The following is a 13,077-nucleotide window of genomic DNA, read 5'->3' on the forward strand; positions in this document are numbered from 1 at the left end:
GATTTTCAATCAAATGAACAACTTTTATCTTTTTAATTCATAATGCACAACGGGTTTATAAAAGAAACCTTTTTAATTATAACGAATATATGTGGATTGATGTATAAATAAAAACGATAAAATAAATTATAATCTCAAAAAAAATCAGTTTTTTTTGTAAATAACTGATTTTTTTTGTGCTTTACAATTACCAATATCGGAGTTATTATTTCTTATCACGGTAGGATCAATGAGTGTAACAGTTAAATGTAGTTAATTAATTTTTCGCTTTATAATTAATAACTATTTAATTTGCACTTGGTATAAGATAAATTGATTAGTTGATAAAACAATTTGATTTTTAATTGATAAGACAAATTATTATATTTATGATATTTACCAAAACAAAATAATAAACATAAAATATTAATCAATGGAAAATCAAGGAGGAGATATCTCAAAATGTCCATTTCATAATGGTCAAATGGATACAACGCCAGTTGGAGGATTGGGAACACAAAATAAAGATTGGTGGCCAAATCAATTAAATGTAAGCATTTTACGTCAACATTCAAATAAATCAAATCCATTAGGAGAAGATTTTGATTATGCGGAAGAATTTAAAAAATTAGATTTAGAAGCGATTAAGGCAGATCTTAAAACCTTGATGACAGATTCGCAAGATTGGTGGCCAGCAGATTTTGGTCATTATGGTCCATTTTTCATTCGTATGGCTTGGCACAGTGCAGGAACTTATCGTGTACAAGACGGTCGCGGTGGAGGTGGAGAAGGGCAACAACGATTTGCACCATTAAACTCATGGCCAGATAATGTGTCTTTGGATAAAGCGCGTCGTTTGATTTGGCCAATTAAACAAAAATATGGGAACAAGATTTCTTGGGCAGATTTAATCATCTTAGCAGGAAATGTAGCTTTAGAATCAATGGGATTCAAAACACTTGGTTTTGCAGGTGGACGTGCTGATGTTTGGGAGCCAAATATTGATGTATATTGGGGATCTGAAAAAATTTGGTTAGAAGAAAGTGGGGGAGCAAACAGCCGTTATAGCGGTGAACGTGATTTAGAGAATCCGTTGGCTGCAGTGCAAATGGGATTAATTTATGTGAACCCTGAAGGTCCAGATGGTAACCCAGATCCATTGGCTTCGGCAAGAGATATTCGTGATACGTTTGCACGTATGGCGATGAATGATGAAGAAACTTTAGCGTTGATTGCAGGTGGACATACTTTTGGTAAAACACATGGTGCAGCATCTGCTGATCACGTTGGTGATGATCCTGAGTCAGCTGGTCTTGAAATGCAAGGTTTAGGTTGGAAAAACTCTTATGGAACTGGAAATGCTGGGGATACAATTACATCTGGAATTGAAGTGACATGGACAAGTAAACCAACAGAATGGTCGAATTTATTCTTGAGTTATTTATTCGGTTTCGAATGGGAATTAACAAAATCTCCTGCAGGAGCACATCAATGGGTAGCAAAAGATGTAGGTGAAATTATTCCGCATGCGCACGATGCTTCGAAAAGATTAAGACCAACAATGTTGACATCTGATATCGCATTACGTGTTGATCCAATCTATGAAAAAATAGGTCGTCGTTTCTTAGAGCATCCTGAAGAATTTGAAGATGCTTTCCGTAAAGCATGGTTTAAATTAATTCACCGCGATATGGGACCAGTTTCTCGTTATTTAGGTGCAGATGTGCCAACAGAAACTTTCACTTGGCAAGATCCTATTCCAGCAGTAACACACGAATTGATAGATGAAAATGATTGTGAAAATTTAAAAGCACAAATTTTAGATCTTGGTTTAACAGTTTCAGAATTAGCTGGTACAGCTTGGGCTTCGGCTTCTACATTCCGAGGATCGGACAAGCGTGGAGGTGCGAATGGAGCACGAATTAGATTAGAGCCAATGAAAAATTGGGATGTGAACAACCCAATTCAATTAAATAAAGTATTGAAAGCATTAGAAGGTGTGCAAGCTTCGTTTAATGCAGTAAATTCATCGAAACAAGTATCTTTAGCAGATTTGATTGTTTTAGGTGGAAATGCAGCCATCGAAAAAGCAGCAAATGATGCTGGTAAAACAATTTCAGTTCCATTTGCAGCAGGTCGTGCAGATGCTTCACAAGAAGAAACAGATGTAGAGTCTATCGGTTGGTTAGAGCCAATTGCAGATGGTTTCCGTAATTACCGTAAAACGAAACGTCAAGGTGTTTCGACAGAAGAATTATTGATTGATAAAGCACACTTATTAACGTTAACAGCGCCAGAATTAACAGTTTTAATTGGTGGTTTACGTGCAATTAATATCAATTATGATGGTTCGAATCATGGTGTTTTAACAGATCGTCCTGGTCAATTAACAAATGATTTCTTTGTGAATTTATTGGATATGGGTACACAATGGAAAGCAAAAGATGAAACGAAAGAAGTTTATTTAGGTTCTGATCGTAAGACAGGTACACCAAAATGGACAGGAACTCGTGCTGATTTGGTATTCGGTTCTAATTCTGAACTGAGAGCTATTGCTGAGGTATATGCACAAGAAGATGCACAAGATAAATTTATGAAAGATTTTGTTGCCGCTTGGAATAAAGTGATGAATGCAGATCGTTTCGATTTGAAGTAATTAGTATAAATAATAAAAAAACGAGTATCATTTGATACTCGTTTTTTATTTTTGCTTTACGCTTAGAATGGATATCCAATCGCGATGTTCAAAATTAAGTTGTCTTTTCGCCATGCTTTGTCTCCAAAATCAATTTTATCAAATGTCCATCGGTCATTTTTCTCATAATAGGGAATACGAAGAGGAGTGGCTAAATCCAATCTTAGAATTAAAATACTAAAATCAAGTCGTAGTCCTAATCCTGCTCCTACAGCTATTTCGTTTATAAAATCTTTTGAAAATTTTGCACCTGGACGCGTTTCATCCTCGTTCATCAACCATATATTTCCCGCATCAACAAACAACGCTAAATTTAGAAAACTAAATAATTTCTGTCTAAATTCTGCATTTAATTCGAGTTTAATATCTCCCGATTGATCAAAAAAGAAATTCGCATTTTGATAGCGTGGATCATAACTTCCAGGACCTAATGTACGTGCTCTAAATGCGCGAATACTATTGCTGCCTCCTACAAAAAACTGTTTGGAATATGGAACAAATTCAGAATTACCATAAGGATAAGCAATTCCTCCTATAAACCGTGTGGCAATTGAGGATTTATCCGAAAACTTGTGGTAAAAACGGAAGTCGTGTTCCATTTTTGCATATTGACTAAATGGAATTTTGAAGATTTCTTTTTCCTTGTCTTTTTTTACATTTGCACCAGTAATCAATCCTGTTAAATTTCCAGCCAAATCAACTAAACCACGGTAATAAAATGTACTTTTTCGTGGTAACATTGTGGTAGTATAGGTGTACGAATATTGTGGGCCAAAAATCAATTGTTTATCGACAACGCGTTTTTAACTTGGGGTAATAATATTTCCTCTCGAATCATACATTTTGCTGTTGTATTCATCTGTTACTTTTTCCGGAAATAATAAAGTTGCACTAAACACTTTTAGGTTGTGTTCTTTCTGTGCATTTTCTTTCCAAACATATCCAAAAGACGTATTGAAATTATGTAAGGTGTATAATTTTGATCTGTTTTGATATTCATAACCCATTTCAATATTTGTTCGTGGAACAAACGCACTTGATGAATTGAATTTGAAGGGTGCTACAATTCTCGGAATCGAAAGTTGTGTATTAAAACCAGCTCTAAAAATGTTGTTCGCATCTTTTTGACCTCCTAATTGCATATCAAAAGCACCATACAAAGCCATTTTAAGTTGTTCTGCTCCTTTTAGTATGTTACGATGCGTCCAATTTAAGTTTAATTCGCCACCGCCATAATTCGCCGAATTTGTTCGACCTAAAACTTCTAAGCGCAACGATTGAAATTCGCGTGGTGTCAACGTATAATAAACATCAAATTTATTGTTGATGGAATCTGAAATAACGAAATCGTTTTTCACAAATTTAAAAACACCTAAATTAATTAATCTATTTAGGGTTAAATTATGATCAGCACGATTGTAGATATCACCAGTTTTGAAATACAAGGCACGATCGAAAACTTTTGGTTTAAAGTTCTTTTTCGAATCCACCATATAAAAACCATTTTGTTCATATTTTCCTAAAGAATCTGTAGGCATCGGCATTTGGTATAAACCTTTTCTTGCTTGCCGAATATTGTAATCAGGAAAAACAATAACCTTATCAATCGTAAATTGCTTTTTAGCTTGTTCGGGAGTTTGGTCTTTTAGCTTTACAAAAAGCTCAACATCTTGTTTGTTTGTAACGGTACTATCTGCTTGTACAATAATATTATCGGGATGAAAATAATAAAAACCGTTCTCTTTTAAACGAGAATCTATACGTTCGCGTTCGGCTTTTATCACATCCAAATCAAATGGTTGCTTCTCTTTAAGTAAAGTTTTGGCTTCTGTTTTATTAATTTCTTTGTTCACAACTAATGTTGTGTCTTTTGGAAAATTAACCTGATTGATGTAATAGCGTTTGTGTGGTTGTAACACATAATTTACTACTGCTTTTTTGTCTTTGCTAATGGTATCTCCTTGCGCTTTTGCATTGAAATAGCCTTTGTTTTCAGCATAATTAACCAGGATTTTTTTATTAAAATCGATATCAACATCACTTAATAAAATAGGTTTTTGTCCTACCTTATATTTCAACCAATATTTTAATCCTTTTTGTTTCTTTGGTTCGCTCGTGATATTGTAAATGTATAATCGAGGACGTAATCCAAAAAAACTTGAATTAGGTTTGGGAATAATATTTTCTTCCAGATTATCTTTTAAAGCTACGCGATCACTTTTGCTTAATGAATCCCCTTTTATGGTTAATTTAGAACCTGTGTAAAGTGTTTCACCTTCTTTTAGAAAACGGGTGTTGCTACAAGAAGTAATACCAACTGTGGCAAATGAAATAGCAATACATTTGATAGATGTTATAATTGATTTTTTCATGGTTGAGATACGACTTTTTGTGTTTTTCTATTCGTTTTATTTTTTCTTCTTTTCTCGAAAATTTCTTTGAATTTATCGTAATCTAATGTGATAATAAAACCAACACCAGTTTCTACAATTTGTCCTTGTAAAGCAACTTGATATTCATCTTTTCGATAAGCTCTTAACATATATCGACCATCGCGTGATAAACTATAATCAATTGTGATATCTCCAGCAATGTTAGTCATGTTTTCGTTTTCTCTGGCGTCACCATCAAGCCCAAAATTACTTCCAACCGAAACTTTTAATCGGTCATTTAACAAGCGCTTACTTACCGCAACATTCAAGTCTGTTCGAGTGTTTTTGGTACCTGATGAATAATCGTCTTGCGTATCTAATCCCAAATCAATGTCAACTCCTTCGATTAAATCATCTGCCAAATTATTTAATTGTTGCGAAAGAATATTACTCACACTTTGTAACGCCATAGTTTCGGCAGAAACACTTGTTTTACTTTCAAACGGATTTTCTCCAATAAAGCGATTTAACAACAATAATGCAAAAACTTGTTTATTCATTTCTGCTTCATCATTTTTTAACTGATCCAATTTGGATTGTGTATTTTCGATAACGGCTGTTGCAATAGAGGGATTGTCTTTGTCCATCGAAATATTGAACTTAATCTCAGGCTTTAGTAATTCACCTTTTAAAATGAGTTCGCTATTAAACGGAATACGTTGTTTGTACATGTTCATTTCTGATGATGAATAACCCGAAATTTGTTGTTCGATCAAATCGATTGGTGCTGCTTTTGTTTTGTAAATTGCTGTAATATCAAGGTTTGCAGCAGTTGGCTCACCTGTCCATGTTATACTACTTCCTTTCTGAATGTCAAAACGGCGTTTAAGTAAACTTACCGAAAGCTCATAAGCACCTTTTTCTACTTGATAGACGCCAACTAAAGTCATTTTACCAGAAGGATCCATTCCACCGGTCAACTCTGCTTCACCTTGTATTTCGACAAAATCTCCGTTCGCTTTGTCAATGATAATCGATGTTTTAGCTTCTTTACTCACTTCAATATTCACGCTAACATCCAATCCTTTTATCTTAGAATCTGTAATTAGTTCAGCTGTTTTAATCGTTTCATTTAACGTGATTTGATCTTGATCAATGAATTCTACAATTCCTTCTCGTTCTTGTAAAGATGGTGAAGATTGAGGCAAAACAAACGTAAAATTAGTGTCATCTGTTACCTTTAAGTTTCCGTTTACTTTAGGAAGATCCATATCACCTTTTATTGTTAGATTCGCATTAATAGCCAGTTTACCATACATCATGGCATCGTTAGTTTTTTCGGAATTGACAACATTAAAATCTCGTGCATTAGCAGTTAAATTAAAAGCAAAATCCCGATAGGTTTTAGTTAATATTTCGCCTCTTAATGTGAGAGAGTTTCCTTCGTTGTCATTAATTTTGAATCGGTTAAATTCTATTCCTTTGTTTGTAAAATCTATTGCGTCATCAATTTTTCGGAAATTACTACCTGTTTCAGCAATCGTTAAACCTACTTCATTAAATTTTAATTGTCCCAAAACACTTGGTTGATCTACCGTTCCAGTAATTTTTAAGTTTCCAGCCAAATAACCTTCGGTATCTTTGATTTGATTCATCGAAAATCCTTGAACGGTTTTCATTTCCAAACGGTTAATAGCTAAATTCAAATCAAATGCACTTGCTTCAGTGTTGTAATCGCCTAAAATCTTCAAATCATTGTGGTGTCCATTTAATGAAATGTCTGCATTAATCAAAGTTGGAGATGTATTATTGACCTTCGCTACAATCGTTCCAATAGGATTTCCAAATGCTTTTAAATCTGAAATAGTTAAATCAGAATTGAAGGTCATATTTGTATTCAAATCTCTAATTTGTGCTGTTCCATTGATGGTTCCTTTTGCTGCTAAGTCATCTTTTTTGATAATTTCGGTAATGGTTTCTATTTTGAAATCTTTAATCGAAATATCAAGCGGACTTGTACCTTTATCAGATGCTGATTGCAATAAAATCTCACTTCCATTATGCATTAGTTTGAAATTATTTGCAACAATGCCGTCTTTTTTTAATTGAATTAAATTTCCTTCTCCAACTTCCCATTGATCATAGTTTAAGACTAAACCAGTCGGATTTAAGCTGATTTCTGTAATGTCATCCAATGTTTTCAAATTTCCAGCAACCAAAAATTGAGTAATATCTTTATCATCTTTCGTCGAAATGCTGTAATTGATGGTATTATTCGCAATATCTCCATCAAGATTTATCTTGTTCAACTGAAAATTATCGCTTCTCAAATGATCAATATTCAATGCATAAACTAACGCATCATTTTGGTTCGAAATTTTGATAAAACCATTGTTAATCGTATTTGTACCATACGTTAAACTTGGTATTTTTCCATCGACATTAACTTGTTTCAAATCCGCATCATAGGCTGCATCTAATGTAATCGTTTCGAAATTTTTTAGATCAGGGACAAATCTTCGAACCAATTCATCGTCTTTTATTTTTGCATGTAAGCTAAAAAATTGATGAGGTTCTATTTTTTCATTTTCATCAGGTTGTTGAAATTGATAATATTGATTAATCGTTGAGGTAAGTGATCCAAAAATTTGTGTCAATTTAAATTTACCTTTTAAGTCTAAATCTGCAACCTGAGAAGTAAGTTTAAGTTGATTTGAATCGGCTGTTGAATTTGCGATTAAATTCACTTCTTGCAAAGGGAAAACATCTTTTGTGTTCGATAAAGCAAAGTTTTTGAGAGTCAATGATCCATTTAAATGATTAGGATTTAGGTCAGCAAAATTTGCAGCTATTTCCCCAGCAACAATCATAGGTTCGTTATAAAAACCAAGTTTTTGAACATCTAAATGATTGATATTCCCATTTAATTTTACATCTGACAACTCTTTTTTGTAGAGACCAGAAGCAATTAAATTAAGGTTTGCATTTGGATCTTTTGATAAAACTTGTGCTTCAAAAACAGCTTCATTTATTTTTGCATCAAGGTTAATATTTTGATAGGTGTAATTGTTGTAATTCGCAGACGTAATAAATCCTGAAAGCTTCGTATTCATTTTTTCGGGATTAAAACTTGTGCCGATAGCATTCAATTTTGCAGTGACTTTCCCGATGTCTTTATTACTAATTAAAGTTCCGACATCTAAATGTTGGACTTCAGCTTTTACGTTATATTTTTCCGCATCTTTTTTCAACATATCCACAATGGCATCAATTTTTGCGTTTCCTAAGGTCGAGTTGATGGTTAATTGCGTATTGATAAGTTTCGTTGTTCCTTTCGCCTTTCCTTTTACAGAAAGTTTTGACGGAATTCTAATGTTGTTTGGAATAATGTTTTTAGGAACTAAATTGTAAATTGTTTTCGATGAAGTAGAAAAGTTTTTAATGTTCAAATCATAAAATAATTTCGTTGGATTCATTGCATTTTTCACTCTTCCCGAAGCTGAAACTTCTAAATCATCTAAACCAGAAACCTGTAAATTATTGATGAATAAATCATTTACTTTTCCTTTTACATTCGTGTTTACGTGTAAAATTGCATTTGGATAGTTGTCGAAAGGCGTCGTTTTTCTAAGCGTTGGAACAAGATTTAGAATATCTGCAAATCCAATTTTAGAATGTTTGATATTCGCATTAACCAATACATTTTCAGGATTAGATGTTAGTTGTTGAATGCTATTGTATTGAAGAATTACTTCGTCTCGAAGAATTGTTTTAGGTGTTTGTAAGTATAGATTTTTCAGATAAGCTTGTGTATTCGCATACAAGAAGTTTGTCGTTAATTTTTGTATATTTAGACCTTTTGATTCCTTTATTTCAGCACTTTTTACTTGTCCAGTAAACGTATTATTGTACATTTTGAAATTACGCAAATCAAGATTTAATGGAGAGAAATCTAAATGATTAAAATCCATTCCTTGCGCAGTTCTACGCTCTGCTGTATTGTTGTATTTTACGTTTACATTATCTAACATTGTTTTATTCAAAACCAAGTTCATTGCTGATGAAGATGATGTTTGAGAAGATGTCGAATTAGTAGAAGAAAGGTATAAATTGGCTTCGATATCGGCGTCTTTTAATAAAATATTTTCGATGTCAAAGATTGAATTTTCGATATCAAGTTTATTGATTTTTGTTTCGAATTCATTCAAATTAATTTTTGCATACGTTTTCGAATTTTCGTCACCATAATTGACCTTGATATCATTCAGATTAATTTTATTTAACGCAATTTGAAGTGGATTTTGATTCGATTGTGGAGAAACTTTATCAATTTTATTCACTTGAATTTTCTCGACCATTTTTTGATTGAAGTCAACGAATAATCCATTTAGCAAAATGTCATCTACGGCGTAAGAATTCTGTTGTAAATCAAGTTTTTTAATACGAGTTTTGAAATCTTTGAATTTTACTTTCGCAAACGTTTGAGCATTATCATCGCCATAATCTACATCAAAATTGGTTAAATGAATGCCATTCAATTCAATTTTCATAGGTTTTTGATCGTTTAACGAATCGACTTTTTCTTCAACTTTTTGCGAAACTTCTTTTATAAGGTCTTGTTTCAATTTAAGCTTTAAACCATCTAAATTGATATCGTCAATTGCGTATGTATTTTGTTCGAGATCAAATTTTTTAACGCGTGTATCAAATGAATTTAGAAGAACTTTGATGTTGTTTGCAGATTGCAGATCGATAAACGAAACATTGAGATTGGCTAATTTTATTTTATCCAAGGAAATGATAAAAGGCTTGGAAGAACTTTCTTCTTTTTCATCTGTTGCAAAAGCATTAATAATGTAATCGAAATTGAAATTCCCGTCAGCTTTTCGAATAACATTTGCTTTCAAACCATCCAATTCAATTGATTTTATATCAGCTTTGCTTTTCGTGAGTTGCCAAATATCCAAACCAACGTCAAATTTTTTGACCGACAACAAAGTATCAACGTCTTGACCTTGTAAAAATAGATTTTCCATTACAAGATTATTTGGAAAGTCGATATAAACGCGATCTAATTGAACTTTAGTCTGAATTTTTTCTTCAAGATAATTGACTAATTTATTTTTTACAAAATTTTGAACAGAAGGAAACTGTAAACTAAAAATAGCAATTGTTAGCAAAAGAATTATTGATAAAATTGCAAACGAGAAATATTTGAGTACTTTCTTTATATTGAATTTCAATTTGTTAGATTTTGTTCGTTTTTAGAAGGAATTAAGATACGAATTTCTACTTATGCAGGCATGAAAAATGTATTATATAAAAGGATTATTTAAAGATTTGGAATTTTATCTAGTATTTTAAAGATATTTTAAAATTCTAATAAATGTTTTTAATTTTCTATACAAAAAGCAAGAATCTTTTATTAAATTTGAGTCAAACAATTTCGCTATGAGAAGAATTTTTTTTGAAAAGGACAATAAAAAAGATTATTTGTTTGTTATTTTGGACCACGAAAGAGAATTGGATCAAATATATAAAGTTGATAATTTTACGGATGAATCAGGAAGAGAATATGTTTACAATTTGATTGACGAACGCAAAAGATTGAATGCTGAAAATTTGACTCAACATGTTACACCGTTAATCAATGGAAAGTACAAAAATTTCAACGTTGCAGGTGAAGTTGAAACTGCACAAGCTTGTATAGAAAGTATTATTGATAATAGAGAATTGAATAGGGAACAGGAGATTTTTGTCTATGTTCGTAATAAATAAGATAAAATGGCTTTGGAATTTTCAAAGCCATTTTTATTCTATTTCAACTTGATTGAAAATTAATTTTTGAACCACTTCATCTAATTCTTCTTTGTGTTTTGAAACAAAATCATTTGCAACATCTAACAATGTTTTGATATTAGCGTTTGAGACATTTCCCAAATCTAAAGAAGATTCAGGGATTTCTGGATTAAATCGATGATAATTTTGTTGATATTTTGGTTTGAGTAAGGCATACATGCTTTTCATTTCCAAATCAATCATATCAACACCAGTCGAAATGAAAATATCAACCAAAGGATCTACCCATTTCGACTTTGAAATTCCATTCAAATGCTCATGTTTGTATGATTTTGCACGAGATCCATTTCCGATTGAGATGATGATAAACTCTTGTAAAGGAGCTGTACCGTCAAATTTCAACTCGTCTTTGAAATATTTATTAAAATTTATTTTTTGAGTTTCTATAAATCCTACAAAAGTTGGATTATTTGCAAAAACACCGCCATCAATACAACAAAATTCTTGATCGGCAAATGATTTAATTTTAGCTGGTTCAAAATAAGTTGGTGCAGCTGAAGAAGCTCGACAGACATCTTTTATATAAAAATTTCGGAAAGGAGAAATTCCGTCGATTGTATTAAATATTTTAGGTTTTTGATGTTCTGTATCATAGGAAACAATTGCACAAGGACGAATCAAATCTTTCAATTCAGTTTTTCCAAAAACAATTTCCAATTGTTCTTCCAATACAACTGTTGGTAAATTATCTTTAAGAACACTCAAAGGATTGTTCAAAATAGTCCAAAATGTTTTAGAGAAAATGTTTTTTCCTTCACCCAAATAGATGTTAAGCGCATCTGTGATAGAATGCTTTGCTTTTTTAGGATCTTTGTCAGAAGGCATTAATAATAAAGAAGCAATCAAAGCTCCTGTGCTTGTTCCTGCTATAAAATCAACATAATCACCAATTTTAGCATTTTTATCATGAATTTCTTTTAATTTATCTTCGATGTATTTTAAAATAACACACGAAATAATTCCCCTAATTCCTCCTCCGTCTAAAGATAATAGGATAATTTTTTTCTCTTTAAATTCCATTTTTAATGTTCTATTGCCTAAAGTTAAACTTTTCAATTTAAATGTTCTTAATAGTATTTATTTTTACATCTGAAAAATTTACTCGATTATGACCAAAAAACTATTTCCGACATTTGATATTTGTAATTTGAATACAGAAAAAAATAGCAATGATTTGTTTTCTGTAGATCGATTCAGAGGGTATGTGGACAGTAATCCGCATTTGCAAGAAGTGCATAGCCATAAATATTACCATTTGGTTTATTTTACAGAAGGGAGTGGTGAGCATTTAATCGATTTCGAAAAATTTGAAGCTAAATCTGGAACCATGTATTTTATGAAACCAGGACAAGTGCATCAATGGTATTTTAAAGAGAAATATGATGGATTTGTTGTTAATTTTTCGGACAATTTTTTTGATTGGATTGGAATTAATTCTTCTATTTTACAAAAGTTTCAATTTTTGCAATCTATTTTAGTAGAGGATCATGTTGTTGAAGTTTCGAAAGATTTACAACAAAAAATTTCAAATTATTTTGAGGAAATGATACATGAAAACTATCAAGATGATCAATTTTCTAATTTAAAAATTGGTTTTCATTTGATGAATTTGTTTATTGATATTGAACGAAGTTTGGAAGGTGTAAATGTAAAAGAAGATGATTATAAATCGGTGTTAATAAATAATTTTCAATCGCTTATTGAACAAAATTTTAAAAAGAAAAAATTACCAAAAGAATATGCCGAACTTTTATATATCACGCCGAATCATTTGAATGCGCTTTGTAAGGATGTTTTAGGAAATTCTGCAGGCGAACTAATTCGGAGTAGAGTGGTGCTTGAGGCCAAGCGTTTGCTTGTTAACAAAGAAATTTCGGTTACAGAGATTGCTTATTTACTCAACTTTCAAGATGCTTCTTATTTTGTCAAATTTTTTAAAAAATATACAGGTTTTACGCCAGAACAATTCAGAAAACAATATTATTTATAAGTAAATTGTATCAATTAAAAAGATGGTTATTTTAAGTGATTTTATCATCATGAACAAGTCAGTTTTTTTTTAAAAAAAATAGATGATTGTAAATAAATGATTTATATCAATACGTAAATATTACCATAAATACCATAAATATTGCCAAGCTTTAATTTACAGGTGGCGGTATCTTTGTATAG

5 protein-coding genes and 1 pseudogene are annotated in these 13,077 nt (G+C 31.8%); 3 read left to right on the forward strand and 3 right to left on the reverse strand.

All coding sequences use genetic code 11. From position 1 onward, the window contains the following. The first annotated feature begins 412 nt into the window (after positions 1–412). Positions 413–2,635: a catalase/peroxidase HPI gene (katG, locus tag Q0616_RS06405; protein WP_286483371.1), complete on the forward strand. Its 2,223-nt coding sequence runs from the start codon at positions 413–415 to the stop codon at positions 2,633–2,635. A gap of 62 nt (positions 2,636–2,697) precedes the next feature. On the opposite strand, the pseudogene Q0616_RS06410 reads toward katG, so the two are convergent. Together Q0616_RS06410 and Q0616_RS06415 are read right to left on the reverse strand one after the other, a co-directional pair. Beyond that, positions 2,698–5,046, reverse strand: a pseudogene (locus Q0616_RS06410) (BamA/TamA family outer membrane protein). Beyond that, a complete protein-coding gene (locus tag Q0616_RS06415) occupies positions 5,043–10,289 on the reverse strand; it encodes a translocation/assembly module TamB (RefSeq protein WP_298775896.1) in 5,247 nt (1,748 codons plus the stop codon). The pseudogene Q0616_RS06410 and the gene Q0616_RS06415 overlap by 4 nt, the downstream one beginning before the upstream one ends. Before the next feature lie 208 nt (positions 10,290–10,497). Here Q0616_RS06415 and Q0616_RS06420 point away from each other — a divergent pair, with 208 nt between their 5' ends. Continuing rightward, a complete protein-coding gene (locus Q0616_RS06420) occupies positions 10,498–10,824 on the forward strand; it encodes a hypothetical protein (protein ID WP_171623734.1) in 327 nt (108 codons plus the stop codon). 33 nt (positions 10,825–10,857) lie between these two features. Here the strand turns inward: Q0616_RS06420 and Q0616_RS06425 are convergent, their stop codons facing one another. Then, complete coding sequence (locus Q0616_RS06425; protein ID WP_284583984.1) at positions 10,858–11,925, reverse strand: patatin-like phospholipase family protein; 1,068 nt, start codon at positions 11,923–11,925, stop codon at positions 10,858–10,860. Positions 11,926–12,013: 88 nt separating this feature from the next. Between Q0616_RS06425 and Q0616_RS06430 the strand changes: the two genes are divergently transcribed. Continuing rightward, positions 12,014–12,895 (forward strand): AraC family transcriptional regulator, encoded by an 882-nt coding sequence (locus tag Q0616_RS06430; RefSeq protein ID WP_260544015.1) that lies wholly within the window; start codon positions 12,014–12,016, stop codon positions 12,893–12,895. Positions 12,896–13,077: the final 182 nt, after the last annotated feature.

Origin of the sequence: uncultured Empedobacter sp. (assembly GCF_937930195.1) — a bacterium.
In the GTDB taxonomy this organism is placed as follows: domain Bacteria; phylum Bacteroidota; class Bacteroidia; order Flavobacteriales; family Weeksellaceae; genus Empedobacter; species Empedobacter stercoris.

What these genes read in the sequence shown, in the direction of transcription:
- katG (WP_286483371.1), top strand. Translation starts at nt 413, where the DNA reads ATGGAAAATCAAGGAGGAGATATCTCAAAATGTCCATTTCATAATGGT.
- Q0616_RS06420 (WP_171623734.1), top strand. Translation starts at nt 10,498, where the DNA reads ATGAGAAGAATTTTTTTTGAAAAGGACAATAAAAAAGATTATTTGTTT.
- Q0616_RS06425 (WP_284583984.1), bottom strand. Translation starts at nt 11,925, where the DNA reads ATGGAATTTAAAGAGAAAAAAATTATCCTATTATCTTTAGACGGAGGA.
- Q0616_RS06430 (WP_260544015.1), top strand. Translation starts at nt 12,014, where the DNA reads ATGACCAAAAAACTATTTCCGACATTTGATATTTGTAATTTGAATACA.